General features: G+C 71.4%; 20 protein-coding genes. 10 read left to right on the forward strand and 10 right to left on the reverse strand.

The genetic code is table 11. The features are described 5' to 3' along the window. Positions 1 to 3 precede the first annotated feature (3 nt). Positions 4 to 1,269 carry a RuBisCO large subunit C-terminal-like domain-containing protein gene (locus tag G8E01_RS00920; protein WP_166314583.1) on the forward strand — a complete coding sequence of 422 codons (1,266 nt, stop codon included), beginning with the start codon at positions 4 to 6 and terminating at the stop codon, positions 1,267 to 1,269. Beyond that, complete coding sequence (locus tag G8E01_RS00925) at positions 1,253 to 2,530, forward strand: four-carbon acid sugar kinase family protein (RefSeq protein WP_166314586.1); 1,278 nt, start codon at positions 1,253 to 1,255, stop codon at positions 2,528 to 2,530. Before G8E01_RS00920 ends, G8E01_RS00925 begins: the two co-directional genes overlap by 17 nt. Here G8E01_RS00925 and G8E01_RS00930 read toward each other — a convergent pair. Next, positions 2,523 to 3,302: an SDR family oxidoreductase gene (locus G8E01_RS00930; RefSeq protein ID WP_166314589.1), complete on the reverse strand. Its 780-nt coding sequence runs from the start codon at positions 3,300 to 3,302 to the stop codon at positions 2,523 to 2,525. The genes G8E01_RS00925 and G8E01_RS00930 overlap by 8 nt on opposite strands. Positions 3,303 to 3,382: 80 nt before the next feature. Between G8E01_RS00930 and G8E01_RS00935 the strand changes: the two genes are divergently transcribed. Both G8E01_RS00935 and G8E01_RS00940 read left to right on the forward strand, forming a co-directional pair. Beyond that, the gene (locus G8E01_RS00935; protein ID WP_166314592.1) at positions 3,383 to 4,120 is read left to right on the forward strand and encodes an SDR family oxidoreductase; all 738 of its coding nucleotides are present in this window, start codon (positions 3,383 to 3,385) and stop codon (positions 4,118 to 4,120) included. Further along, complete coding sequence (locus G8E01_RS00940; protein WP_166314595.1) at positions 4,117 to 4,785, forward strand: FCD domain-containing protein; 669 nt, start codon at positions 4,117 to 4,119, stop codon at positions 4,783 to 4,785. The genes G8E01_RS00935 and G8E01_RS00940 overlap by 4 nt, the downstream gene beginning before the upstream one ends. Here the strand turns inward: G8E01_RS00940 and G8E01_RS00945 are convergent. Both G8E01_RS00945 and G8E01_RS00950 read right to left on the reverse strand, forming a co-directional pair. Further along, complete coding sequence (locus tag G8E01_RS00945; protein ID WP_166314598.1) at positions 4,774 to 7,695, reverse strand: glycoside hydrolase family 2 TIM barrel-domain containing protein; 2,922 nt, start codon at positions 7,693 to 7,695, stop codon at positions 4,774 to 4,776. The genes G8E01_RS00940 and G8E01_RS00945 overlap by 12 nt on opposite strands. After that, the gene (locus G8E01_RS00950; protein WP_166314600.1) at positions 7,692 to 8,642 is read right to left on the reverse strand and encodes an aldo/keto reductase; all 951 of its coding nucleotides are present in this window, start codon (positions 8,640 to 8,642) and stop codon (positions 7,692 to 7,694) included. The genes G8E01_RS00945 and G8E01_RS00950 overlap by 4 nt, the downstream gene beginning before the upstream one ends. Positions 8,643 to 8,713: 71 nt before the next feature. Here G8E01_RS00950 and G8E01_RS00955 point away from each other — a divergent pair, with 71 nt between their 5' ends. Next, positions 8,714 to 11,506, forward strand: a complete 2,793-nt coding sequence (locus G8E01_RS00955) for an FAD-binding and (Fe-S)-binding domain-containing protein (protein WP_166319668.1) — start codon at positions 8,714 to 8,716, stop codon at positions 11,504 to 11,506. A 4-nt stretch (positions 11,507 to 11,510) separates the two neighbouring features. Here G8E01_RS00955 and G8E01_RS00960 read toward each other — a convergent pair whose 3' ends face one another. Beyond that, positions 11,511 to 12,542: a LacI family DNA-binding transcriptional regulator gene (locus tag G8E01_RS00960; protein ID WP_166314603.1), complete on the reverse strand. Its 1,032-nt coding sequence runs from the start codon at positions 12,540 to 12,542 to the stop codon at positions 11,511 to 11,513. A 146-nt stretch (positions 12,543 to 12,688) separates the two neighbouring features. Between G8E01_RS00960 and G8E01_RS00965 the strand changes: the two genes are divergently transcribed. The 4 genes from G8E01_RS00965 (at position 12,689) to G8E01_RS00980 (ending at position 16,898) form a co-directional block, all read left to right on the forward strand. Next, positions 12,689 to 13,738 (forward strand): nucleoside hydrolase, encoded by a 1,050-nt coding sequence (locus G8E01_RS00965; RefSeq protein WP_166314606.1) that lies wholly within the window; start codon positions 12,689 to 12,691, stop codon positions 13,736 to 13,738. A 33-nt stretch (positions 13,739 to 13,771) separates the two neighbouring features. After that, the gene (locus G8E01_RS00970) at positions 13,772 to 15,025 is read left to right on the forward strand and encodes an ABC transporter substrate-binding protein (RefSeq protein ID WP_166314609.1); all 1,254 of its coding nucleotides are present in this window, start codon (positions 13,772 to 13,774) and stop codon (positions 15,023 to 15,025) included. A 68-nt stretch (positions 15,026 to 15,093) separates the two neighbouring features. Further along, positions 15,094 to 16,023, forward strand: a complete 930-nt coding sequence (locus G8E01_RS00975; RefSeq protein WP_166314612.1) for a carbohydrate ABC transporter permease — start codon at positions 15,094 to 15,096, stop codon at positions 16,021 to 16,023. Further along, positions 16,023 to 16,898 carry a carbohydrate ABC transporter permease gene (locus G8E01_RS00980; protein WP_166314615.1) on the forward strand — a complete coding sequence of 292 codons (876 nt, stop codon included), beginning with the start codon at positions 16,023 to 16,025 and terminating at the stop codon, positions 16,896 to 16,898. Before G8E01_RS00975 ends, G8E01_RS00980 begins: the two co-directional genes overlap by 1 nt. Positions 16,899 to 16,959: 61 nt before the next feature. Here G8E01_RS00980 and G8E01_RS00985 read toward each other — a convergent pair whose 3' ends face one another. From G8E01_RS00985 to G8E01_RS01000, 4 genes are read right to left on the reverse strand one after another with little or no spacing between them, the layout of a single operon-like run. Continuing rightward, positions 16,960 to 19,545, reverse strand: a complete 2,586-nt coding sequence (locus tag G8E01_RS00985; protein WP_166314618.1) for an alpha-L-rhamnosidase — start codon at positions 19,543 to 19,545, stop codon at positions 16,960 to 16,962. After that, on the reverse strand, positions 19,542 to 20,453 hold the full coding sequence (locus G8E01_RS00990; RefSeq protein WP_166314622.1) for a carbohydrate ABC transporter permease: 912 nt from the start codon (positions 20,451 to 20,453) through the stop codon (positions 19,542 to 19,544). The genes G8E01_RS00985 and G8E01_RS00990 overlap by 4 nt, the downstream gene beginning before the upstream one ends. After that, positions 20,450 to 21,343, reverse strand: coding sequence for a carbohydrate ABC transporter permease (locus G8E01_RS00995; protein WP_166314626.1), 894 nt, complete (start codon positions 21,341 to 21,343; stop codon positions 20,450 to 20,452). The genes G8E01_RS00990 and G8E01_RS00995 overlap by 4 nt, the downstream gene beginning before the upstream one ends. A 59-nt stretch (positions 21,344 to 21,402) precedes the next feature. Next, positions 21,403 to 22,692 (reverse strand): ABC transporter substrate-binding protein, encoded by a 1,290-nt coding sequence (locus G8E01_RS01000; protein ID WP_166314628.1) that lies wholly within the window; start codon positions 22,690 to 22,692, stop codon positions 21,403 to 21,405. A gap of 116 nt (positions 22,693 to 22,808) precedes the next feature. On the opposite strand from G8E01_RS01000, the gene G8E01_RS01005 reads away from it, so the two are divergent. Next, entirely contained in the window at positions 22,809 to 23,831 is a 1,023-nt protein-coding gene (locus G8E01_RS01005; protein ID WP_166314630.1) for a LacI family DNA-binding transcriptional regulator, read from the forward strand. A gap of 3 nt (positions 23,832 to 23,834) precedes the next feature. On the opposite strand, the gene rocD is transcribed toward G8E01_RS01005, so the two are convergent. Together rocD and ddaH are read right to left on the reverse strand one after the other, a co-directional pair. Next, positions 23,835 to 25,016, reverse strand: coding sequence for an ornithine--oxo-acid transaminase (rocD, locus tag G8E01_RS01010; RefSeq protein WP_338100711.1), 1,182 nt, complete (start codon positions 25,014 to 25,016; stop codon positions 23,835 to 23,837). Then, positions 25,013 to 25,882 (reverse strand): dimethylargininase, encoded by an 870-nt coding sequence (gene ddaH / locus G8E01_RS01015; RefSeq protein WP_166314632.1) that lies wholly within the window; start codon positions 25,880 to 25,882, stop codon positions 25,013 to 25,015. Before ddaH ends, rocD begins: the two co-directional genes overlap by 4 nt. Positions 25,883 to 25,920: the final 38 nt, after the last annotated feature.

The following is a 25,920-nucleotide window of genomic DNA, read 5'->3' on the forward strand; positions in this document are numbered from 1 at the left end:
CCGATGTCTTCCAGCCAGGTCGTCGCGACCTACATCATCGAAACGTCGATGCCGCTGGGCCGCGCGGCGGAGATCCTCGCAGGCGAACAGTCGACGGGAACCTTCGTGCGCGTGGCTCGGGAGTCCGACGACCTCCGCGCCCGGTTCGCGGCGCAGGTCCTCGACGTCGCGGAGCTGCCCCTCGCCGGCGCGTCGCCGCTCCCCGGATTCGCCGGCGACCCCTCCGATCGCCGCCGCGCGCGGATCCGCGTGAGTTTCCCGCTCGACAACTTCGGCCCCTCGATCCCGAACCTGCTCGCTGCCGTCGCCGGCAACCTGTTCGAGATCAGGGAGCTCTCGGCGATCCGGCTCGTCGACCTCGACCTTCCCGGGGAGTTCACCGAGCGCTACCGCGGCCCCGCGTTCGGCGTCGACGGAACCCGGCGCCTCATGGGGCGGCCGGAGGGGGTGCTGCTCGGCACCATCATCAAGCCCAGCATCGGCATGTCGCCCGAGGAGACGGCGGAGGTCGTGGACGAGCTCGCCGCGGCCGGGATCGACTTCATCAAGGACGATGAGCTCCAGGGCAACGGCCCGCACGCCCCGCTGGAGGCGCGCGTGAAGGCGATCATGCCGGTGCTCGAGCGGCACGCCGACCGCACGGGCCGCAAGCCGATGTACGCGTTCAACATCACGGACGACATCGACCGGCTCCAGCGCAACCACGACCTCGTCGTCGCCCATGGCGGCACGGCCGTGATGGCGTGCGTGAACATGATCGGGCTCGCCGGCCTGGCGTACCTGCGCGAGCGCGCCCAGGTGCCCATCCACGGCCACCGGGCGATGCTCGGATCCTTTGCGCGGAGCGAGCAGGTCGGCATCGCGTTCCGCGCGTGGCAGAAGCTCGCCCGGTTGTCCGGCGCGGATCACCTCCACACGAACGGCATCAGTAACAAGTTCTACGAGTCGGATGCCGAGGTGCTGGGATCCATCGAGGATGTGCGGGCGCCGCTCGCCGACACCACCCCGATCCTGCCCGTGCTGAGCTCGGGGCAGTGGGCGGGCCTGGCCCACGAGACCTACGCGCGAACGTCCACGACGGACCTCCTCGTGCTCGCGGGCGGCGGGATCCACGGACACCCGGACGGGGTGGCCGGGGGCGTGCACAGCATGCGCGATGCGTGGGCGTCTGCGGTCCGCGGCGAGGACGCCGACCAGGCGTACGCTTCCTCGGAGGCCGTCCGTCACGCGGCGGAGAAGTTCGGAGGAATGCGTGTCGCGAACCGCTGACCTCGCCTTTTACGGCGACGACTTCACCGGCAGCGTCGACGTGCTTCTCCAGTGCGCTCGCCGCGGGTGGAGCGCGCGGCTGTTCGTCGGCCGCCCGACGCCCGAGGCGCTCGCGGCGGCCGCGGCGCGCCACGATGCCGTCGGCATCGCGGGCATCGCGCGCTCGTTGCCCACGGCCGACCTCGAAGACGAGGTCGGTCCGGCGCTCGACCTCCTGCGCGGGGCGGGGGCGCGGATCGTGCAGTACAAGGCGTGCTCGACGGCGGACTCCTCCCCCGAGACGGGCAGCCTGGGCCGGGTGCTCGAGATCGCGGCCGCGCGCTTCCCCGGGCCCTGGCCCCTCCTGTTCGCGCAGCCCGACTTCGGCAGGTATACGGCTTTCGCGCATCACTTCGCCGACGAGCGCGGCACCGTGTACCGGCTCGATCGGCAGCCGACGATGGCCCACCACCCGTCGACCCCCATGCGCGAATCGGACCTGGTCCGCCACCTCGGTGCCCAGACCGACCTGCCCCTCACGAGCATCCCGTTCACGGCATACGCGTCGGGAGGGCTCGCGGAGCGGATCCGCGCCTCTGGGCCGTCCGGCGTCCTCCTCGACGCGCTCGACGAAACGCACCTGCGCGCGGTCGGCGCCGCGGTCGCCGACCTCGCCGGGATCGGCACCGACCGCGCCCCGCTTCCGGTATTCGCGATCGGATCCGGTGGCCTCACGCACGCCGTGACGAGCGCGGATCCGCGCGGCACCTCGACCGTTCCCGACCGCGCGAGCGGGGGCGGTCCCGTGCTCGTCGTCTCCGGTAGCCGGTCGGCCCAGACCCGGCGACAAGCGAACGCCGCCGCCGCGCGCGGTTGGCTCGTGCAGCCCCTCCCGCTCGACCCCGGCGCGGACCTGGGCTTCGTGGCCGAGGCGCTCCGGGCCGGTCGGAGCGTCGTCCTGACCTCCGACGACGCCGACATCTCCTCGGTGCCTGAGCCGGATCTGCTCAGGGCGGTCGGCGCGGCCTGCGCGCGGGCGGCGCGCGCCGCGCTCGCGGACGGGTCGACGCGTCGCCTCGTCGTCTGCGGCGGCGACACCTCGAGCCGCGTCGCCACGCTGCTCGGGGTGCGTTCGCTGTCGCTCGCCGCCAATCCGTGGGCGAACGTCGTCCTTCTCACGGCGCACGCGGACGAGGAGGCGGTCGACGGCGCCCAGCTCCTCCTGAAGGGCGGCCAAGTGGGGTCGGACGACCTGTTCGAGGACGTGCGGGCGCTCAGGTGACGCCGCGGGGCGCGCCGGGTAGGTCGTACGCCTGCGACGGCGCCTGGGTGGCGAGCTTGCCGCCGCTGACGTCGTGGAGCGCGCCCGTGATGTAGCCCGCGAGGTCGCTCGCGAGGAAGCACACGAGCTGCGCCACGTCCGACGCCTCGCCCCAGCGCCGCAGCGTGAGCGTGCCGAGCCGCTCGGCCTGCGCGTCGGGATCCATCTCTGCGAAGCCGTTCATCGCCGTCGGAATCATCCCCGGCGCGTACGCGTTCGCGGTGATGCCCCACGGCCCCACCTCCCCCGCCAGCGTCCGCGTGAACTGCACGACGGCGGCTTTCGAGGCGGCGTAGGCGGCGGCGCCCACGCTCGGCACGATGGCGGCGAAGGACGCGGCGTTGATGATCCGGCCCGACCGCTGGCGCTTCATGTGCGGGAGCGCTGCGCGACACACGTGGAACGTCCCGCGCACGTTGACGTCGAACGCCAGGTCCCAGAGCCCCGGATCGATCTCGTCGACCGCCCCGACCGCGTTCACGCCCGCGTTGTTCACGACGACGTCGAGCGCGCCGTAGCGGGCCACGACGTCGTCGATCACCCGCGTGGTCTCGGCGAGGTCCGTGACGTCGCACGCGCGCCAGTCGATGGCGGACTCGTCCGCCTCCGGGACGCGGAGGTCGAGCCCCACCGTGATCGCGCCCTCGCGGACGAAGGTTTCGGCCAGTTCGCGGCCGATCCCGCGCGCGGCCCCCGTCACGACGACGACGCGGCCGGTGAGATCGATGTCCATGCGCGTTCTCCCTTGATCGCAATTAATGCATACTTTATGCACGGGAGTGGTCGAATAACAATGCGTAAAGGAGCGCGACGATGGGTGCACAACGCGTGGTGTGGGTCACCGGGGCCGGGAGCGGGATGGGGCGCGCGAGCGCGCGCCGGCTTGCCGCGCGCGGCTTCGCCGTGGCCCTGTCGGGGAGGCGGCCGGAGGCGCTCGTCGCCGTGCGGGACGAGATTCGGGCGGCGGGCGGATCCGCCCTCGACGTCCCCCTCGACGTGGCCGACGCCGCGGCGGTGCGCGCGGCCCGAGAGCGGATCGAGGGCGACCTCGGCGACGTGACCGACGCGGTCCTCGCCGCGGGTCTGAACGCGCCGCATCGCGCCTGGGCGGACCTGACGCCCGACGAGTCCGCGCGCATCGTGGCCACGAACCTCACCGGTTCCCTCACTGTCGCGCACGAGATTCTCCCGACGATGCGACGGCGGGGCGAGGGCACCATCGTCTTCGTCTCCTCGCGTGCCGGGTGGCGGTTCGCGTCGCTCGCTGGCGTCGCGTATAGCGCCAGCAAGACGGCGGTTGGCTCCCTCGTCGAGTCCCTCAACGACGAGGAGAACGTCCACGGCATCCGCGCGTGCCATCTGTGCCCGGGCGACGTCGACAGTGACTTCCTCGACCTCCGGCCTTCCGTGCCCGACGCCGCGGCCCGTGCGGACATGCTCACGGCCGAGGACATCGCCGACTCCGTGGAGTTCGTGCTCACCGCGCCCGGCCGCGTCTGTGTGAACGAGCTCGTCGTCACCCCCGTCAAAAAGGGTCGGGCGAGGCCGTGACGGCACGATTCGTCGGCGTGCTCGACGAGGTCGGCGCGGCGATCTGCGCGGGCGCGCTGGCGCCGGGCGATGCCGTCACGGCACAGGAGATCGAGCGATCCTCGGGCGCCTCGCGCAGCGTCGTGCGCGAGGCGATGCGCGTGCTCGAGACCCTGGGCCTCGTCCGCCCCGTGCGCCGCGTCGGCCTTGTCGTCGCGCCGCGGGCGGCGTGGAACACGCTCGACGCGCGCGTGATCCGCTGGACGCTCGCCTCCCCCGCGCGCGCGGAGCAGGTACGGCAGCTGCGGGAGATGCGGATCGCGATCGAGCCCGAGGCGGCGCGGCTCGCCGCGGGCGCCACGCCCGCGCACGCGGGGGCGATCGTGGCGGCGGCGGGCGAGCTCTGGGCGGCGCGCGACGGCGACGACTTCGGCGAGCGCGACGCCGCGTTTCACCGGCTCGTGCTCGAGGCCTCCGGCAACGCCCTGTTCGTGCGCCTCGCCGACGTCATTGACGAGGCGCTGCGCGACCGCTGGCACGTGGACATGGCGGACCGCGCCGTCGACCACGCCGATGCCCAGCTCCACCTCGACCTCGCGGCGCACATTCAGCGCGGCGAGGCCGACGCGGCCTGGTCCGCCGCGCGCGAGATCGTCACGCGCACCGCCGACGACTCAGAGCGCTGACAGGCGCACCGTCCACGAGGTGCGCTCGCGCGGCAGACGGAAGCGCTCGGGGAGCGCCGGACCGACCGACGCGGATCCGATTCCCATCTGGCCGCGATCGACGTTCAGCCACACGCGTCCCGTGTCGCGCAGCTCGCCGCGGTGCGCCGCGCGCTCGAGGTCCTGCGACGTCCACCTGCGCGCAGTGAAATCGAACTCGGGGTCGCCGACGACGCGGATCCCGCCGATCTCTAGCCACCGCGTCTCCACGTGGTTCCCGTTCTCCTGCGGCACCTCGTACGGGGTCTGCATCGCGTCGATCGTGCGCGTCCAGCGGGCGACGCGCGCACCCGCGACGGAATCGATATAGGTCTCCTCCGGCCCGCGCCCGAACCACGTCGCTTCGCGGGCGTCGCCAGGGAGCGCGAATCGCAGCCCGATCCGCGGGATCCACACGTCGTGGTGCTGGTACGGCGTATCCCCCCACGGGCCGACGAAATCGACCGTCGTGGTGAGCACGATCTCGCTCCCCTCCGCGCGCCAGCGCATGCGCCACGCCGCCGCGTGCGAGCGGGTCGCGGCGGCCAGGCGGCCGGAGACGACGACGTCGTGCCCGTCGATGCGGACCGCGTCGACGCGGTCGAGCATGCGGTTCATTCCCGTCTGGTGCCACACGCGCGCGAGGTCGTTGTTCCCGCCCTGGCCGCGATCGTTCTCGGTGGGCGCCCGGTGCAGGTCGAGCGCGGGGCCCGCGACGGGCACACCGCCCAGGCGCACGAGGCGGCCGCCCTCGAGGAGGGCGTCCCCGAGGCGGATCCGCGAGCCCTCGACGACGGGAGGGCGCGCCGTACCCGCTGACCGCGAGCGCGCTCCGGCCGACGGGGGCACGTGCTGGCCCCACGCCAGAACGTGGCCCGCGGGCGCCCACGCCGCGTCCGCGGCGAGGACCGCCTCCACCACGCACGACTCTGACGCGCGGCCCGCCTGCGACAGCGCCACCGTGACCTCCTCACCCGCGGCGATCTCGGGCACCTCGAGCGGCGCGGAGCGCCCGTCCCCGACCGTCACGAGAAAGCGCACATCGTCGGTGGCGCGCGTGTGCCGGGCGTTGCGGATCCGCACGCTCCCCGGCGCCACGTCGATCCGCAGCGGCGCGTATGCCCGGGCCACCTGCGCGAGCGCGGGCGAGGGGGTGCGATCGGAGAACACGAGGCCGTCGAGGTTGAACCGGCCCCCGTTCGGTTCGTAGTCCACATCGGATCCCACGAGGTAGCGATCGCCCTGGCGAATGCCGTGGTCGATCCACTCCCAGATGAATCCCCCGCAGATGCGGGGGTGACGCTCCATGATGCGCCAGTAGTCTTCGAGCGAACCGGGCCCGTTGCCCATCGCGTGCGCGTACTCGATGAGAAGGAACGGCAGGCCGCGGCGGCGCTCGTCGACGGGATCCGGCGCCTCCTCCTCGCCTTCGCCGAACTCCATGCCGTGCATGCCGACCGATTGCGACGACGGCTCGTCGCGTCGCCCAATGCGCTCGAGCATCTCGAGCGAGGGATACATCACGGAGTAGAAATCGCTGTCGCGATAGGTGGGGTCCCGCTCGTAGATCACGGGCCGCGTGCCGTCGCGCTCGTCGATCCACGCGCGCATCTCGGCGAAGGTGTCGCCCGTCATCGATTCGTTCGCCATGGACCAGATCACGACGCTCGGGTGGTTTTTGTCGCGCTCGAGCGTGCGGCGCATGCGGTCCATCAGGGCGTCGCGCCATTCCGGGAGTGCGGGCGGATTCGCCTCCCACCCCTCGTAGATGAAGCCGTGGGTCTCGAGGTCGTTCTCGAGCACGACCCACAGCCCCAGCTCGTCGCACAGCCGCAGGAACTCGGGGTGGGGCGGATAGTGACTCGTGCGCACGGCGTCGATGTTCGCGCGCTTCATCATCTCGATGTCGCGCCGCATCGTGGGCACGTCGAGGGCGCGGCCGCGGTCGGCGTCATGCTCGTGGCGGTTCACCCCGCGGAACGTGACGGGCCGCCCGTTGATCTCCAGCACGCCGTCCACGATCGCGACGCGGCGGAAGCCGATCGCGAGCTCAACCACCTCGCCCGAGCTGGTGAGGGTGCCCCGGTACAGGCGCGGCTCCTCGGCGCTCCACGGATCCACGGGCCCGGTCCACGCCTCGCCGGCGCGCATGCGGATCCCCAGCTCGGGGATCTCGACCATCGCCTCACACGTGGCCTCGACGCACAGAGCGCCCGCGCCGGCGCTCGCGTCGAAATCGGCGCGCACGGTGTGGTCGTCGATCGCGCCGTCGGGACGGGCGATCAGGTCCACGTCGCGGAAGATGCCGGGCAGCCACCACATGTCCTGGTCCTCGAGGTAGGTGCCCGCCGAGAAGCGGTGCACGCGCACCGCGAGCACGTTGCGCCCGGCGCGCACGGGGGCGTCGAACTCGAACGGCAGGCGGGACCCCGTCGACCATCCGAGCTCGACGCCGTTCACCCAGACCTTCGCGCACGAGTCGGCCCCCTGGAACCGGAGGACGGCCGGGCCGAACCCCTCCGGCACGTCGAACTCCACGCGGTAATCGCCGGTCGGGTTCTCGTGCGGGACGCGGGGCGGATCGATGGGGAGCGGGTAGGCCGTGTTCGTATACAGCGGCCCTTCGCTCGTCCCGCGCATCGAGCGGGCCGGCCCGCCCGCCAGCGGTGTGAAATCCTCGAGCACCCAGTGGCTGGGCACGCGCATCTCGTCCCACCCCGTGTCGTCGAAGTCGCGCGCCACGAACGCGTCGCCCGTCCCCTCCGCGGTTGGCGACAGGCGGAAGCGCCACGTGCCGTTCAGCGGCAGGACCGCCGCATCCGAGCGGGCGTCCGCGCGGGGAGCACGCCGCCCCTCCCCGGGCGCGTAGGACTCCCAGTAGCGGCGGGTCACGCGGCCTCCCCGTCGTCGATGGGCGAGGGCGCCGGGCTCAGGGCCGCCAGGTCCTGCCACAGGCCATCGGGCACGGGGTGGCTCGCAAGATCGCGGATCTCCCGCACGCGGGCCGCGCGGGTCGCGGAGACGACCGTGGAGTCCACGAGGGGCGAGCGCGTGGAGAATTGCAGGGCCGCGGCCGCCAGCGGCACCCCCCAGCGTGCGCACACGCCCTCGGCCCCCTCCGTCCACACCCTCAGCGCGTCGGACGCGGGCCGGTAACCGTAGGTCGCCCCCGCCCTGCTGCCCTTCGCGAGCAGGTCGCCCCCGAAGGGCGCCGCGTTGAACGTCCTCATTCCCTTCTCTCGCGCCGCCGCGAACACGGGCGCGGCGCTTTGATCGACAAGGGTGAAGCGGTTATGAGACAGGACCATGTCGAACACCCCAGTCGCGACGTAGGCGGCGACCACCGGGTTTCGGCCCGCGGCGATGCCGATGGCGTCCACGGATCCTTCCTCCCGTAGCCCCACCATCGCGTCGATGATGCCCCCGGGCGCCGACGCCGCGGCGAACGCGACGACGTACGGGTCGTGCACGTGCAGCCGGCGCACGCGGTCCAGGCCCAGGCGGGCGAGACTCTCCTCGTGCGAGCGCCGCACCTGATCGGCGTCGAAGATGCCCGTGGCCGGATCCCGGTCGACCTTGGTGACGATCCGGCCGGCCGCCGCCGCTCGCTCCCCGGGCGCGAGCTCGGCCAGCCCGAGCCCGAGCACCTCCTCCGACCGCCCCTCGGCGTAGATGTGCGCCGTGTCGACGAGCGCGCCGGATCGGAGCAGGGCGACCGCGGTCTCGACCGCCGCCTCCTCCTCGACGGATCCGGGGCGTGTGCCCCGTCCGAGCCCGGAGGTCCCGAAGGTCACCGCCTCGACATCGACCGGCCTCGCGGCGTGCACGTCGTTGCGCATGCGTCGCTCCCTCGTGTTGAATATACATTCACTATCGAATGGGATACCATCCTAGCCACGTGAGGGAGAAGATGGCCAGACCAACGACGATCACCCGCCTGCTCGACGACCCGCGGGTATCCACGCGCGCCATCGACGTCGCGGCGCGCGCCAACGACGCGTCGCACTACCTGCTGACGCCCCAGGGCGTCGCGACCGCCTCGGACATCGCCGACGTCGCGAACCTTATGCGCCTCGCGACGCGGTCGGGCACCCCGCTGACATTTCGCTCGGGGGGCACGAGCCTGTCGGGCCAGGCCTCAGGCGCGGGCGTGCTCGTCGACGTCCGGCGCGCGTTCCGGCGCGTGACGGTGCAGGGCGGTGGCGCGCGCGTGCGCACGGAGCCGGGCGCCACGGTGCGGCAGGTGAATACGGCCCTCGCGCGGCACGGCTTTCGCCTGGGGCCCGACCCCGCGAGCGAGGCGGCCTGCACCATCGGCGGCGTCGTGAGCAACAACTCCAGCGGGATGGCGTGCGGGACGACCGAGAACGCCTACGAGACGCTCGACGCCCTCGTCTTCGCGCTTCCCTCGGGCACCATCGTGGACACGGCCGCGCCCGACGCCGATCGGGACCTGGCCGCGCGCGAGCCCGCGCTCGTCGCGGGCCTTGAGCGGCTCCGCCGCCGTGTCATGGACAACCCGGAGTCGGTGCGCCGGATTCGGCAGGCCTTCGCCATGAAGAACACGATGGGATACGGGCTGAACGCATTCCTGGACCACGCATCGCCGACCCAGCTGCTCGCGCACCTCATCGTGGGGAGCGAGGGCACGCTCGCGTTCGTGGGAGAGGCGACCTTCCGGACCGTTCCCGTCCGGCCGCACGCGGCGACCGCGCTCGCGCTGTTCGCCGACCTCGACGCGGCCACCCGCGCCCTGCCGGCGCTCGTCGAATCGGGGGCGGCCGCCCTCGAACTGATGGACGCGACGAGCATCCGCGTCGGCCAGGCGCTCCCGGGCGCGCCCGAGGCCATCATGGGGTTCACCGCAACGACCGAGGCGGCCCTTCTCGTCGAGTACCAGGCCGCGGACGGCACGGCGCTTGCGGAGGCCACGGCGCGCGGGACGCGTGCGCTCGCGGAGGCGGGCACGCTCTCGCCCGTCTCCCCGTCGACGGATCCCGTCGCCCGCCAGGCCGCGTGGCGCTTTCGGAAGGGGCTCTACGCGTCGATCGCCGGCGCCCGTCCCGCCGGCACGACGGCACTCCTGGAGGACGTCGTCGTGCCGGTCGACAAGCTCGCCGACACCTGCGCGGGGCTCCAGGATCTCTTCGCGCGCCACGCATACGCCGACAGCGTCATCTTCGGGCACGCGAAGGACGGCAACATCCACTTCATGCTCACCGACCGCTTCGAGACGCCGGAGCAGACGGCCCGGCTCGCCGCGTTCACGGAGGACATGGCCGACCTGATCCTCGGCGCGGGCGGAAACCTCAAGGCCGAGCACGGCACGGGTCGCGCGATGGCGCCATTCGTGCGGCGCCAGTACGGCGACGAGCTCTACGACGTCATGGTCGCGCTCAAGAGGCTGGTGGATCCCGCGGCGATCCTCAACCCCGGAGTCATCATCGAGGACGACCCGTCCGCCCACCTGCGGCACATCAAGGTGACGGAGCCGATCGAGCAGGAGGCGGATCGGTGCGTCGAGTGCGGATACTGCGAGCCGGTGTGCCCCAGCCGCGACCTCACGCTGACCCCGCGGCAGCGCATCGTGGCGCGACGCGCGATCGCGGCCGCGGACGCGAGGGGCGACGCGGCGCTCGCCGCCGAGCTCCGCCGCGACTACGACTACGAGGGCGTCGCCACGTGCGCCGTGGACGGTATGTGCCAGACGGCGTGCCCCGTCCTCATCGACACCGGGGCGCTCGTGAAGCGGCTCCGCCGCGAGGCGCAGGGGCCCGTCGCGAACGCCGCCTGGAACGCGGCGGCGCGCGCGTGGGGGCCGGGCACGCGCGTCGCGTCGGCCGCGCTCACGGCGGCGCGCGCGGCGCCGAGGGTCGCGACCGCGGCCACAGACCTCGCGCGGCGCGCGGCCGGCGACGATGCCGTACCGCGGTACACGCGCGACCTGCCGCCGGGCGGGCGGGCGCGTTCGCGGCTGGCGCGCGGATCCGCCCCGGATGCGCCCGCCGCCGTGTACCTGCCCGCGTGCGTCAACACGATGTTCGGCGCCGCCGGATCCGGCATCGGGGTCGGGGAGGCGCTCGTGCGGCTGGCCGAACGCGCCGGGGTGAGCCTCGCGGTGCCCGAGGGCATCGACGCCGTCTGTTGCAGCACGCCGTGGACCTCCAAGGGCATGACGCGGGGGCGGTCGACGATGTCGGCGCGCCTGGCGCGCGTCGTCCGCGCCGCGGCGGGTGCCACCGACGTGACGATCATCTCGGACGCCTCGAGTTGCTCGGAGGGCTTCGCCCACGCCCTCGCGGACGAGGGGGTCACGGCGCACGTCGAGGACGCGGTCTCGTTCGCCCATCGGGTGCTCCTGCCGCGCCTGGCGCCCACGCGCGTCGCGGACAGGCTCGTGCTCCACCCGACCTGTTCGTCGTACCAGATGGGGATCGACGGCGCCCTCCGCGCGCTCGGCGAGGCCGTCGCGCGTGAGGCCGTCGTTCCCGACGCGTGGGGCTGCTGCGGCTTCGCCGGCGACCGCGGCATGCTGCACCCCGAACTCACCGCCGCCGCGACGGCCGCCGAGGCGGCCGAGGTCGCGGCACTGGCCGGCGACGCGCACGCGTCGTGCAACCGCACGTGCGAGCTCGGCATGACGCGGGCCACGGGCGAGACCTACGCCCACGTCCTCGAGCTCCTCGAGCGCGCCACGCGGTAGCCGGTCAGGCGGCGCCGGGCGGCGCCGTCGACGCGCGCTCGATCAGCGTGGGCGGGAAGGTCCGGTGCGACGGCTGCTCGCCGCGCGTGATCTGCGCGTGCAGCATCCGGAAGATCTCCTCGCCCATGCTCCGAAAATCCATGCGCATCGTCGTGAGCGCCGGAGAGAAGTGCGCCGCGATCGGCATGTCGTCCACGCCGACGATCGAGAAATCCCTCGGCGCGACGAGTCCACGAGCGCGCATCTCGCTGAGGAATCCGAGGGCGATCTCGTCGTTGGCCGTCACGACCGCGGTAAAGTCCGACGCCCGCAGCTGCACGGCGGCCCACTGGCCGGATCCGGCCCCCCAGTCCCGCGCCCCCTCGACGACGCGGGCGGGCAGCCCCCGCTCCGCCATGGCGTCTCGATATCCCTGCGCGCGCCCGCGCGCCTCGTTGCGCGTGCGCGGGCCCGCGACGTGCACGACGCGCTCGTGGCCGAGGTCGAGCAGGTGTCGCGTGGCGAGGTACCCCGCCGCGCGCGAGTCCGTGCCGACCGATGTGGCGAACACGTGGGGCCGCTCGGACACCGTGATCGTCGGGAGCGGCGAGATGACCTCGAGAAGGCGCTCCTCCCCCTGCACCGGCGTCGACAGCACGATGCCGTCCACCTGGCTCGAGAGCATGCGGTCGATCGCACGAAGCGCCTCGGGCTCCCACCCCACGGCCTCGAGATCGAGGTCGAGCTGTGTAATGACGAGAGTGAACTCGACGTCACGGGCGGCCCGGCTGAGGCCGGTCAGGAGCTCCGCGCTTCCGTACACGAGCCCGCCGAGCGCGAGGACGCCGATCGTGTCGGTGCGGCTGAGCCGCAGGTTGCTCGCCGTCTGATTCCGGCGGTACCCCAGGTCATCGATCGCTTCCGCGATGCGCGCGCGCGTGTCGTCGCCTACGTATCCGCGCCCCGTGAAGAACCGCGAGACGGTCTGCTTCGAGACGCCGGCCCGCTCGGCGACGTCGCCCATTGTGGGGCGGTCGAGGGGAGCCGCGGCGCTCATGCCCATCCTTTCGCGGGGTCACACATAACGAAGATGTAACACTCCGTCATCCACTATAGGTTATCGATCACCGACGACATAAGTTATCGATCACCTAATTGGTCAACCGGTTCTCAATGACGAGTCCCTAGGAGAGTCCACCGACAATGACGCGCATCCCCTCCCCTGACACGCCCCCGCGGCCCGGGCTTCGTTCCTGGACGCTCGGGGACTACCCCTGGCAGGCCATCCCGCCCGTCTCCGGCGCGCGCTATCGCGTGATCATCGACAACGACTTCTCGGGCGACCCGGACGACCTCTTCCAGCTCGTCCACCACCTCCTGTCGCCGAACGTCGACATCCGTGCTGTGGTCGCGAGCCACCTGTCCCCCGGGGATCCGTTCGACCCGAGCCCCGCGAGCGCCCAGAACGCCGACGCGGTCGCGCGGGATGTCTTCGCCCGCATGGGCCTCGCCTCCCACGAGGTGATCGCCCGCGGCGCCAACGATCGGCTCGTCGACCGGCAGACCCCCCAGGCGTCCGCCGCCGCCGCCGCCATCGTTGCGGAGGCGATGCGCGACGCGGACACCCCGCTCCTCTACCTCGCGGGCGGCGGCCTGACCGACCTCGCGTCCGCGCTGCTCATCGAGCCCCGGATCGCGGACCGCATGACCCTCGTCTGGATCGGCGGCAACGAGCACGATGACCTCGCGAGCCCGCCCCCCGAGGCGATGCCGATCGAGTACAACCTCCTCATCGACGTGACCGCGGCGCAGGTGGTGTTCAACGACTCGACGCTCCCCATCTGGCAGGTACCGCGCAACATGTACCGCCAGTGCCTCGTCTCCGAGGCCGAGTTGCGCCTGCGCGTCGCGAACCAGGGCGCGCTCGGCCGATACCTCTACGACGAGCTCGCCGAGGTGCAGCGCCGGGCCGCCGGCCAGGGGCGCGGCCCGGGCGAGACCTACGCGCTTGGGGATTCTCCCCTCGTGCTCGTGTCGGCGCTCCAGTCCCTGTTCGAGGCCGACTCGTCCTCGAGCCTCCACGTCACGATGCCCACCCCCGAGCTGCGCGAGGACGGGAGCTACGCGCCCCGCCCGGATGCCCGCCCGCTGCGCGTGTTCACGTGGCTCGACACGCGCCTCATGTTCGAAGACATGTTCCTCAAGCTCGCCGAGTTCGTCGCCTGGAGCGAGCGTCGCCACGACGGCCACTGAGCCCTCACCACCCGAAAGAGATTGGACACACCGATGAAGAAGAACCTTTCCCTGGGCATTGGCGCCCTCGGAGCAACCGCACTCATCCTCACGGGGTGCAGCGGATCCGGCGATGACGCCGACGCGCTGACCGTGTGGATCCCGACCCAGGAGGGCAGCCAGAGCGACGCGATCGCCTCGCTCGAGGAGGGCTTCGAGGCGGCGCACGAGGGCGTCGACGTGGAGTTCGAGGAGCGCTCGATCGACCAGCACAAGGAGGCCATGCGGCAGACCGCGGGCACGAACTCCGGCCCCGACGTCTACTGGTACTGGGAGGGTGCGGGCCTCGGCGGCGAGCTCGTCGACGTCGGCGTCAGCCTCGACCTCACCGACTACTACGCGGAGTACGGCTGGGAGGACCGCTTCACGCCGGCCTCTCTCGCCGGAATCACGCAGTACGGCGGGTTCCACGGCGTGCCGTGGACCCTCCAGGGCGAGGGCATCTACTACAACAAGGCGCTGTTCGCCGAGGCCGGCATCGACGAGGCGCCCACCACGTACGACGAGCTCGTCTCGGCCGCGGACGCGCTCGTGGGCGCGGGCATCACGCCGATCGAGTTCGGCGGCACCGTGAACTGGCACGTCATGCGCCTGCTCGACGCACTCGTCGAGACGGAGTGCGGCGCGGACACGGCCGACGCGCTCAACACGGGCGACGGCGACTGGGCCGCGGAGTCGTGCGTGACCGCTGCGTTCACGGAGCTGAAGACCTGGGGCGACACGTACCTCAATGAGGGCTTCATGGGCATCAGCAACGACGACTCGAGCCAGCTGTTCTACTCGGGCGACGCCGCGATGGCGTTCGAGGGCACGTGGTTCAACGCGAACGCGGTCGACAACGGCATGGATCCGGAGAACATCGGGATCATCCCCTTCCCGACCGGCACGGATCGCCTCTACGGCTTCGGCGAGGGCTACTTCATCAACGCCGCGACCGAGAACCCGGACCTGGCGGCCGAGCTCCTCGACTACATGACCTCGCTCGAGGGCCAGGAGATCGCCGGCTCAGCGTGGGGCGCGATCCCCGTCAACGCCGAGGCTCCCGTCGACGAGAGCAACCCGCTGAATGTCGTCTGGGCCGACATCTTCGCCACGGCCGACGCGGGCATGTACGCGAACAACGACCAGAACCTGACCACCGCCGAGACCACCGAGTACTGGCGGATCCAGAACTCCGTCCTCACGGGCGACCTCGATCCGGCGGATGCGGGCGCCGAGTTCCAGGCGTTCCGCGAGGCGAACAGCTGATCGCGCGGGGCCCCGCCCTCCCGCGGGGCCCCCGTCCGCCGTCCGCTCCCACCAGAGAGGCCTTCTCGATGTCGACTGTCTCCATCGTCACGCAGGGGCGCCAGAAAAAGCGCCCGACGCCGCCCCATCGGCGCTTCTCGCGCGCGCTGCCGTACCTGATCCCCGCCGTCGTCCTGTACGGCTGGTTCCTCGTCTACCCCATGCTCGACGCCGTCCGGCTGTCGTTCTTCCGCTGGTCCGGGTTCCGGACCGAGGAGGCCGAGTGGGTGGGCTGGGACAACTACATCCGCCTTTTCACGGCGGATCCGGTCTTCTGGACCGCACTGCGCAACTCCGTCATCTGGGTCGTGCTCTCGCTCATCGTGCCGACCGTGATCGCGCTTCTTCTCGCGCTCGGGCTGAACCGCAAGATGGTCGGGCGCAACCTTATGCGCGCGGTCTTCTACATTCCGGCCGTGTTCGCGCTCATCACGGTGGCCGCGATGTGGCGCTGGATTTACAATCCCACCCTCGGCTTCGTCAACCAGACGCTGACCGCCATCGGGCTGGGTGAGTGGACGCAATCCTGGCTCGGGGATCCCGCCTTCGCTCTCGGATCCGTGTTCGTCGCCAGCATCTGGCAGGGCGTCGGCTTCAGCATGGTGCTGTTCCTCGCCGGGCTCCAGACCGTGCCTACCGAGCTTGTTGAGGCCGCGAAGCTCGACGGCGCGAACGCGTGGCAGCGCTTCTGGGCCGTGACAGTGCCGGCGCTTCGGCCGACGACGGTCGTGGTTGTGATCCTGACGATCATCAACTCGCTCAAGGTCTTCGACCTCGTCGTCGGTATGACGGGCGGCGGCCCGGCGCAGTCGACGCAGATGCTCGCCCTGTGGTCCTACACGCAATCCTTCACCAACCACGACTTCGGCATGGGTGGCGCCGTCGCCACCGTGCTGCTCATCGTCACGCTCGCCCTGGTCATCCCGTACATGGCGTGGTCGATGAGGGAGGAAGACTGATGACGACGCTCACGAACATCGGCGCGGTCCGCCCCGCCCCCGCACGCGGCGGGCGCGACTACGTGGGAATCGGGCTGTGGATCGCGCTCGCGGTGACCGCCCTCCTCTGGTTCCTGCCGCTCTACCTCATGTTCATGACCTCGGTGAAGGGGCTCCCGGACATCAACTCCTCGCCCATGTGGGCGCTACCGTCCTCGTGGGAGTGGGGCAATTACGCCGACGCAATCGACACGGGCGACCTCTGGGTGACCGCCGGGAACAGCCTCTTGATCGCCGCGATCAAGGTTCCGCTCGGGCTGGGTCTCGCGGCGGCGGCGGCGTTCGCCCTCGCGCGGATTCGGTTCCGCGGATCGCGCATCACAATGATGGTCATCGCCGTGGGATCCATGGTGCCGATTCAGATCGGTCTCGGCCCGTTGTTCAGCACGATGCTGGAGCTCGACCTGCTCGACTCGCGCCTCGGTCTCGTGCTGCCATACCTGGCGTTCGGCATCCCGTACCAGATCTTCGTCCTCTACGGCTTCTTCCGGGGCGTCCCGGACGAGTTGGAGGAGTCCGCGCGGATCGACGGAGCCTCGACGTTCCGCATCTTCTGGCAGATCATCCTGCCGCTGGCCAAGCCGGCCCTCGCCGCTCTGTTCGTACTCGACTTCGTCGCAACGTGGAACGAGTACGCGATGGCCACGACCCTGCTGCGGTCGCAGGACAACTGGACCATCCCGTTGGCCGTGCAGAGCTTCTCCACTCAGCACGGCACGGACTACGGCCCGATGAACGCCTTCATCTTCATGTCCGCGATCCCGGTCCTGCTGGTGTATCTCCTCTTCCAGCGCTACTTCGTTCAGGGGGCGCTCGCGGGCGCCGTGAAGGGGTAGCTTCGTCGGCAGCGCGGCGCCCCTCCTCCCGGTCGGGAGGAGGGGCGCCGCGCTGTGGGTGCTACGCCACGACCTCGAATGTCGCCCCGGGCTCGAGCGCGATCGGGGCGTCCGCGCCCGGGAGGTGGATCTCCGCGTCGACGCCCGTCGGCACCGCGAGGCGGTACCGGATCCGCTCGCCCTCGCGGGCCCAGGAACCGCGGATCTCGCCGTACGGCGAATCGAATCCGACCTCCGCGCTGTCGAGGCCGCCGCCGGGCCGCGGCCGCCACACCACGCGGCGGTACCCGGGCGCCGCCGGCGCGAGCCCGCCGATAGCGCGATGCATCCAGTCCGCGACGGAGCCGAGCGCGTAGTGGTTGAAGCTCGTCATCTCGCCGGGGTTGATCGTGCCGTCCGCGAGCATGGAGTCCCAGCGCTCCCAGATCGTCGTCCCGCCCTGGCGGACGGTATAGAGCCACGACGGGCACTCGGTCGCCAGAAGAAGCAGGTACGCCTCGTCCAGGTGCCCCGTGTCCGTCAGGGCGTCCGTGATGACCGGCGTGCCCGCGAAGCCCGAGGCGATGCGGCCCCCGGCCTCGCGCACAAGCGCCGCGAGGCGGTCTCCCGCGCTCACGCGCTCCGCCGCCGACAGCAGGTCGAAGCGGATCGCGAGGGCGTAGGCCGTCTGGGCGTCGCTCGTGAGGAGCCCCACCGGGGTGACATATGCGGCGCGGAATGCGTCGCGCGCCTCACCCGCGATGCGCGCGTACCGCTCGGCGTCCGCCGTGCGCCCGACGAGGCGGGCCATGTCCGCCATCCTCCGCGTCGTGAAGGCGAAGTACGCCTGCGCGACGAGATAGCGGTCGGTGCGCGCGTCGGCGGGATCCTCCGGCGGCGCGGCCGGATCCAGCCAGTCGCCCAGCTGCTGCCCCGAGCGCCACAGACGCTCCTCGCCGGCCTCGCGGATCATGCGCTCGACCCAGGCGCGGCCGCTGTCGTGCTGCGCTTCGACCACGCCCTCGTCACCGAAGCGCTCGTGCAGCGCAAGCGGCGTCAGCACGGCGACGTCACCCCAGACCGCGCCCGTCCGGATCGGGTTCCACGTCGGACCGCCCGGGATAGACGGCACGAACCACGGCACCGTGCCGTCGTCGAGCTGCTCGAGCGCGACGTCCTGCAGCCAGCTCTCGAGGAACCCGGCGCAGTCGTACAGGAAGGAGGCGGTGGGGGCGAAGACCTGGATGTCCCCCGTCCATCCCAGACGCTCGTCGCGCTGCGGGCAGTCGGTCGGGATGCTCACGAAGTTCCCGCGCATGCCCCACACGACGTTCTCGTGGAGCCGGTTCAGCTCCTCGTTCGAGGAGCGGAAGGTTCCGGTCCGGCGCATGTCGGAGTGCAGCACGCGCGCGACCACGTCACCGGGGCGGATCTCATCGACCCCGTGGATCGTCGCGTAGCGGAACCCGTGGAAGGTAAAGCGCGGCTCCCAGGACCGCGGACCGCGGCCGTCGAGCGTCAGCACGTCGCGTGCGTCGGCGAGACGCAAAGGGCGGATCCCGAGGGCGCCCTGCTCGAGGACCTCCGCGTGCCGCAGCACGACCTCGTGCCCCGCGGCGCCGTCCACGCGCACGCGCAGCCGGCCCACGAGGTTCTGCCCGAAATCGAGCAGGAAGCCGCCGTCGCCCATCGCCTCGACGGCCACCGGCTCGAGCTCCTCGGTCGCGCGCACGGGCGGCAGCGTCGGCGCGACGAGCGTTGCCGGGTCGCGGCGATGCACCGCGACGGGGGACCACCCGTCCGCGGAATCGCCCGGCGACGACCAGCCCGCGCGCTCGGCGCGGGCGTCGTAGACCTCGCCGTCGTAGAGCCCGGACACCATGACGGGGCTCGGCGCCGCCTCCCAGTCCTCGTCGGTCGCGACCGTCACGACGGATCCGTCGGCGAGGGTCACCTCGAGCTGTGCGATGAGCGACTGGTCGGTGCCGTACAGGTCGCGGTAGCCGCCGTTGAAGCCGAGGCGCCCGCGGTACCAGCCGTCGCCGAGCCACGCGCCGATGCGGTTCTCGCCCGCGCGCAGATGCTCCGTGACGTCGAAGGTCCAGTACACGAGGCGGTCGCCGTACGACGTCCACCCCGGCATGAGCTCGTGATCGCCCACGCGGCACCCGTTGATCTCGACCTCCGCAAGCCCGTGCGCCGTGACGTAGAGGCGCGCGGAGACGGGCGCGGAGGTCAGCGCGAACGCGCGCCGGACGAGGGCCGGGCGGCGCTCGGTGTCCGGGGCCTCGTCCCATCCGGCGCCCACGGGGCGCGCCGCCCAGTCGCGCTCGGACAGCAGGCCGGCCTCGACCGGCGCCCACGCTCCCCACGGCGACCAGTCGCCGTCGTCGGCGCGCACGCGCAGGCGCACCTCGGCGCGCTCGCGCGAGGCCAGCGGGGCGAACGGCCAGGACACGAGCACCTGTTCGGCGCCGGATCCCTGAGCCTCCTCGATCCCGGACGCCCGGCGCGCCTCGGCCTGCCACGCGGCCTGGCGCCAGCCCGCGGGCGCGTGAGTGCGCCAGCTGAGGCGCGGCGCCGCGGCGCCGATGCCCAGCGCGTGATCCACCTGTTCGAACCGCGGGGCGGAGACTCCGACGGGTTCGCGATCCTCGCGCGCGCTCATCCCTTGACCGCCCCGGCCGTGAGGCCCTTCTGGATGCTCTGGTTGAGCACGAGGTAGATGATGAGGAGCGCGAACACGTTGATGCTGACGGCGGCGAAGAGCGGGCCGTACTGCGTCGTTCCGAAGTTGCCGTTGAAGTTCAGCAGCGCGACCTGCAGCGTGCGCAGGTTGCCCGAGTTCGCGAAGGTCAGCGCGATGAGCAGGTCGTTCCAGAAGAAGAAGAACTGCACCAGGCCGACGGTGAACAGGCCGTTCTTCATCATCGGCAGCGCGATGGAGAAGAACTGCCGATAGATCGTCGCGCCGTCGAGCGTCGCCGCCTCGAAGACCTCGCGCGGGATCGCGCGGAAGTAGGTCGCCATGAGGAAGACGGTGAGGGGCATTCCCGTCGCGGTATACGTCAGGAACAGCGGCCACAGCGAGCCCGTGATGCCGATCTGGAAGTACGCGCTGAACAGGGGCAGGAGGATCATCTGGGCGGGCACCATGATCCCCGCGAGGAAGATCATGAGGACCGTGCCGCGGCCCTTCCACACGAGCACCTCGAGGGCGAACGCCGCCGCCGTGCCGAACAACAGCATGCAGAACAGGGCGGGCAGCACCGTGATCGCGCTGTTGAAGAGGGCCGTGCCGAGGTCGGCCGTCTGCCACGCCGTCGTGTAGTTCTCGAAGCTCCACTGCTGCGGCAGCGCCCACGTCGGCTCCTCCAGGAACTCGCGCTGCGTCTTGAACGACCCGAGGAACAGCCACACGAGCGGGTACCCGACGATGACGAGAAGCGCGGCGATCGCGATCCACAGCGGAAGCCGGCGCAGCTGCACGCGCGCGCGCCGCCGGCGGGGCATGCGGATCCGATCGGCTCGCGGTCCGCGCGTGGAGACCACGCGGGTGGAATCGGTCGTACTCATCGTGCGCTGTCCTTCGTCAGATCGCGGCGGGAGCTGCGGAAGATGAACACGGTCACGATGAGGCTGATGATCGTCAGCAGCATCGCGAGCGTGGATCCGTAGCCGTACTCGCCGTAGGTGAACGCGTGGTCGAAGACGGAGATCGTGAGAGGGCTCGTGGAGGTGCCGGGCCCGCCCGAGGTCAGCGCCATGATGCTGTCGAACACCTTCAGCGTGCCGTTGATGGAGAAGATGATGGAGGAGACCAGCACCGGGAGCGACAGCGGCAGCACGATGTGCCGCACGAGCTTCCAGCCGCTCGCCCCGTCGATGCGGGCCGACTCGAGCACGTCCTCGGGGATGTCGACGAGGCCCGCGTACAGGAGCACGCCGTAGAAGCCCATCGAGCGCCAGATGTCCATGATGGCGATCACGACGAACGCGCTCCCGCCGTCGCCGAACCAGTCGACGGGGACGCCGCCGAAGCCCGAGAGCAGCGAGTTCACGACGCCCTCCGTCGGCGCGATCGAGAACAGCTGCTGGAACAGCAGCGCGACCGCGACCGTCGGCATGACGATCGGGAAGAACACGAGCGTGCGCACGAGCCCGGAGGCGCGCTTGAGGCCGAACACGTAGAGCAGCGAGAGCAGGTAGCCGACGACGACCTGGCCGACCGTGACGACGACGGCGTACTTCAGCGTGAACCACAGCGCCTGGTGCGCCTCCGCGTCGCCGAACAGGCGGACGAAGTTGTCCAGCCCGACGAACGAGAAGCCGCTGATCGCGTTGCCCTCGAACAGCGTGTACCCGAGCGACCACACGACCGGGAGCAGCATGACGACGGAGTAGATGATGAGCGCGGGCGCGAGCAGCGTGAACGCGGCGCGCTTGTCTCCGAGAACGTTCTTCATAGGGGTGTCTCCTGAAGGTGGGCGGCGGCGCGCGGATCCGCGCCGCCGCCCGCGGCGAATCAGAGGTCGGCCTGGACCATCTCCATAAACTCCTCGGGCGTGATGCTGCCCGTCAGGAGCGGGGCCGCGTTGCGCTGGCTCGTGGTGGTCGCCTCGGCCGAGAAGAGCGCCTCGAACCACAGCACGGTCGTCTCCGTGTTCGCGACCTGCTCCTGCACCATGGCGGTCAGCTCGGGAACGTCGGCGACCTCCTCGTTGAGCGCGAAGCCCGACACGCGGTTCTCCTGCTCGAGCGCCGTGGCGCCGTAGTTCTCGACGATGCACTCGAGCCACGGCGTCGTGTCGTCGTTCACGAGGTTCGCGTTCATCGTCAGCGGCAGGCCGACGTTGGCGGCGAGCTGCGAGCGGTCGCCCGCGCCGCCCTCCACGCCGGGGAACGGCATGAAGCCGACGTTCTCCACGCCGATCTGGTTCATCTCGGGGTCGTTGAGACCGGAGAGGAACCAGCTGCCCATGTAGAACATGGCCGCGGATCCATTGAGGAACTGGTTCTCGCTCGTGGCCATGTCGATGGATCCGACGCCCTGGCCGAACCAGCCCTCGGCGCCCAGGTCGGCGATCGCCTGCGCGGCCGCGACGTACTCCGGGTCCGTCAGCGCTGCCTCGCCGTCGGCGACCTTCTGCAGCGCGTCGGGTCCGAGGTCGCGGAAGAGGTAGCTCGAGATGAGGCGCGTGATGGGCCAGCCCTGCTCGCCGCTCGCGGAGAAGGGCTGCACGCCCGCGGCCGACAGCGTCTCGGCCGCGGCGACGAGGTCATCGAACGTCTGCGGCTCGTCGATACCGTTCTCGGCGAAGATCGCCGTGTTGTACCAGATGCCCTCGACGTTGTACTCGAAGGGCAGCGCGCGGAAGCCGCCGTAGAGGTTCTCGATCGTCGAGACGGCCGCGGGCTCGATCTGGTCCGCGATGCCGAGGTCGCCGAGGACCTCCTCGAAGTCGGCGACGTTGCCCGCGTCTGCGAGCTCGGCCGTCAGCGACGGCGCGTTTCCGGCGGAGAAGAGCACGGGCAGCGCACCCTGGCCCGCAAGCAGCTGGAGCTGCTGGTCGAGGTTCGTCTGCGGGGTCGTGTCGACCTCGACGGGCATGGCCTCGGCCTCGGCCGAGCACGCGCCCGCCGCCAGCGTGTCGAGAACCGCGGGGACCTCGGTGTTCTCGACGTTGACGAGCACGGAGAGCGCGTCAGCGCTCGACTGCCCGCCGCCCCCGCCGCATGCCGTGAGCGCGAGCGCCGAGGCGCCCGCGACCGTGATCATTGCGCCCCGGGTGAGCGTCTTTCGGGTGACCTTCATGAATCCTCCTCGATTCGCGGCAATCCACGTCCGCGTGGGTTTGAAGCGCTTCAAAGAGTAGGCTTGAAACGCTTCAAGCGCAAGGCCGCGACGATGCGGCGCAGAATGTGAGGATCATGAAGCGCATTCCCGGCACCCGCACCCGCCCGTCCATGAAGGACGTCGCGTCCTCCGCGGGCGTCTCGCTCGGCACCGTGTCGAACGTCCTGAACAACCCCGAAGTCGTCGCGGCCGGCACGCGCGAGCGCGTCGAGCGGGCCATCGCGTCACTCGGATTCGTGCGCAACGACGCGGCGCGTCGCCTCGCGGCCGGGCGCTCCGACACCGTGGGTTTCGTCGTCGTCGACCTCGGCAACTCGTTCTTCCTCGACATCACGCGCGGCATCGAGTCGGGCCTCGACGAGCACGGTAAGCGGCTCATCCTCGCCAACAGCGACGTCGATCACGCCAAGCAGAGCGCGCATCTGGCGCTGTTCGAGGAGGCGCAGCTCGCCGGGATGATCCTCGCCCCCCTCGACGGCCCGCTCGACGACGCATCCGCGGTGCGCGAGCGCGGCACGCCCCTCGTCCTCGTCAACTGGCCGGGGGACGACAGCTCGTGCGGCGTCGTGAGCGACGACGAGCACGGCGGCTACATCGCCGCGCGCCACCTCATCGAGCGCGGCCGAACCCGGCTGATGTTTTCGGGCGGGCCGTTCTCCCTTCGCGCGATCGCGGATCGCCTGCGGGGCGCACGCCGCGCCGCGGACGAAGCCGGACTCGAACTCGAGGTCGTCGAGACCGAGCGCATCACGGTGCGCGGCGGGACCGCGCTCGGCGACGAGATCGCGGCGCGACCCCCTCGACGCCGCCCCGACGGGCTCGTCGCGGCGTCTGACGCCCTCGCGGCGGGCGCCATCCACTCGCTCCTCGTCGCGGGGATCCGCGTGCCCGAGGACATCGCGGTGATCGGGCACGACAACAACCACTTCGCGCACGACACCGCCGTGCCGATCACGTCGGTCGCCCAGCCGGGTCTCGACATGGGCCTGTCCGCCGCGGCGCTCCTCATCGAGGAGATCCTCGCCCCCGAGGAACACGAGCACCGCACCGTCACGATGCAGCCCACGCTCGTGGTGCGCGCGAGCTCGGGGGCGTAGCCCCTACCCCCGCAGCACCACCGACAGCTGCTCGACCGCCCAGTCGAGCTCGGTGGCGCGGATCGTCAGCGGCGGCGCAAGGCGGATGGTCTGGCCGTGGGTGTCCTTGACGAGCACGCCGCGGGCGAGCAGCCGCTCGCACACCTCGCGCCCCGTGCCGACGGACGGATCCACGTCGATGCCCGCCCAGAGGCCGGCGATCCGGACGCCCGTGATGCCGTGGCCGACGAGCGGCTCGAGCAACTTCTCGAGGTGCGCGCCGAGCAGGCGAGCGCGCTCCTGCCACTCGCCCGTGGCGAGCATGTTCACCACGGCGTGCCCCACGGCGGCGGCGAGCGGGTTGCCGCCGAAGGTGGATCCGTGCTGCCCCGGGCCGATGACGCCGAGCACGTCCTCGTCCCCGACCACCGCGGACACCGGCACGATGCCGCCGCCGAGCGCCTTGCCGAGGAGGTACACGTCGGGCACGACGCGCTCCCGCGCGCACGCGAACGTCTCGCCCACGCGGCCGAGGCCGGACTGGATCTCGTCCGCGATGAACAGCACGCGGCGCTCGGCGGTAATCTCCCGCACGCGCGCGAGGTATCCCTCCGGCGGGATCACGACGCCCGCCTCACCCTGGATCGGCTCGATCAGGACCGCGGCCGTGTCGTCGTCGATCGCCGCGGCGAGCGCGTCGGCGTCGCCGAACGGCACCGTGACGAAGCCGGGGGTGAACGGGCCGAAACCGTCGCGCGCGTCGGGGTCGTCGCTGAAGCTCACGATCGTCGTCGTCCGGCCGTGAAAGTTGCCGGCCGCGACGACGATCTTCGCGCGGTCCGCGGGGATCCCCTTCACTCGGTAGCCCCACGCGCGGGCCACCTTGATGCCCGTCTCGACCGCCTCCGCGCCCGTGTTCATCGGCAGGACGAGGTCCTTGTCGCACAGCGCGGCGAGCGCGGCCGCGAACGGCTCGAGCTGATCGCTGCGGAAGGCGCGGCTCGTGAGGGTCGCGCGGCCGAGCTGCTCGGTCGCCGCCCGCACGAGCGTCGGGTTGCGGTGGCCGAAGTTCAGCGCCGAGTACCCCGCGAGCATGTCCAGGTAGCGGCGGCCGTCGGGATCCGTCACCCACGCGCCCTCGCCGGAGGCGATCGTGACGGCGAGCGGCGCGTAGTTGCGCGCGACGTGCGGCTCGGCGGCGGTCACTTCGCGCCCCCGCGCAGCTCGAGGGTGCAGCACTTGATCCCGCCGCCGCCGAGGAGCAGCTCCGACAGGTCGATCAGCACGGGCGTGTAGCCGCGCTCGCGCAGCTGCGTCTCGAACCCCGTCGCGCGCGGCGAGATGAAGACGTTCTTGCCGTCGCTCGCCGAGTTCAGCCCGAAGACCGCGCCGTCGTCGTCTGAGACGCGGATCGCGTCGGGGAAGCGCTCCTCGAGGATCCGCCGACTGGCGTCGTCGAACGCGCCGGGGAGATACGCGATCGTGGGCGTCGTACCCGGCGCGACCTCCGGATCCAGCACGCTGAGCGCCGTGTCGAGGTGATAGAACCGCGGATCCACGAGCGTCAGCGAGACGACCTCGCGCCCGAAGATGCGGGCGAGCTCGCCGTGGCTGTCGTCGGTGGAGCGGAAGCCGCGGCCGGCGAGGATCACGTCGCCCGCGAGAAGGAAGTCGCCCTCGCCCTCGTTGGTGAACTCCGGCCCGGCGACCTCGAAGCCGTTCGCGCGGAACCACTCGGTGAACCACGGCTCCTCGCCCTGTCGCTCGGCGTGGCGGAACTTCGGCGGGTACGCGACCCCGTCCACGATGAAGCCGCCGTTGGCCGTGTAGACCATGTCGGGGAGCCCCGGCTGCGGGTCGATGAGCTCGACCTCGTGGCCGAGCGCGACGTACGTGTCGTAGAGGGTCTGCCACTGGGCCACGGCGCGCGCCGTGTCCGTCGGGTGGGCGGGCTCCATCCACGGGTTGATCGAGTACGACACCGTGAAGAACTCGGGGCGGCACATGAGGTACCGGCGGATCCGCTGCGTGCGGTCCGGGGCCTCGGCGGGTGCAGAAACGGTCTGGGACATTTGACGCTCCTCGTCGTGAAACAAGCGGCGGACGCTGT

Source organism: Microbacterium excoecariae (assembly GCF_011326725.1).
Lineage (GTDB): Bacteria > Actinomycetota > Actinomycetes > Actinomycetales > Microbacteriaceae > Microbacterium > Microbacterium excoecariae.